1 protein-coding gene and 1 pseudogene are annotated in these 840 nt (G+C 53.5%); both read right to left on the reverse strand.

The window, feature by feature from the left end; translation table 11 throughout:
• Positions 1-504 (reverse strand): transposase (locus CUC53_RS12265; RefSeq protein WP_157798263.1); only part of this gene is annotated, 504 nt, incomplete at its 3' end.
• A 72-nt stretch (positions 505-576) separates the two neighbouring features.
• Positions 577-840, reverse strand: a pseudogene (locus CUC53_RS12270) (integrase core domain-containing protein); the annotation flags it as partial.

Below are 840 nucleotides of genomic sequence, written 5' to 3' on the forward strand. Positions count from 1 at the left end.
TGCGTCCGACTTTTCACGCACCCATCGCTTCTTGGGTTTGATCCGCATGTTCAGTTCAAGCTCCCGATAAATCCGGTAGACCCGCTTATGGTTCCAGCCAAACCCTTTGACATTGCGTAGGTAGAGAAAACAGAGGCTAAAGCCCCAGTTGCGCTGGCTGTTAGTTATACGCAGCAACCAATCCGCAATAAGCAGGTTTTCATCGGCAAGCACGGGTTGATAGCGATAACAGCCTTCGCTGACCTTGAAGAGGTTGCAGGCTAGCCGGATAGAAATGGCGAAGTGCGCCACGGCATACATTTTCTTGAGGCGACAATTTTCCTCTTCCAGCTCTTTGAGGCGGGCCATCAGAGAAGCATCCATACCACCGAATTTGGAGCGCCACTTGTAGAAAGTGGCGGAGCTGATGCCATGCTCACGGCAGAGCTCAGGGACGGGTGAACCAGACTCGGCCTGTTTGAGGATGGCGATGATTTGGGCATCGCTAAAGCGTGATGTTTTCATGTAGAACCTCCTGCGTGCAAGATACGAGAAAATTCTACTTATGAGCACTCCAGATTTTCGGGGGGATTACCTAACGAAGCGAATACGGCTATGCCGGTGTTCATCGTTATACCAAGCCAGAAAATCCCGCTCGCAGCATCGAGACTGGCAAACCCCTCTGATGGCCACTGTGGGCTGTACTTCAGCGTCCGCAACAGCGACTCCGAGTACGGATTATCGTTGCTGACCCGAGGCCGTCCCCGCGAGGGCGTAACGCCCACATCATGCTTCTTGGTCAGCAACGTGACCGACTTCATCGGCGCGCCGTTGTCCGAGTGCAACACATGCATCTGCTTC

The organism is Aeromonas cavernicola (assembly GCF_002795305.1).
In the GTDB taxonomy this organism is placed as follows: Bacteria; Pseudomonadota; Gammaproteobacteria; order Enterobacterales; family Aeromonadaceae; genus Aeromonas; species Aeromonas cavernicola.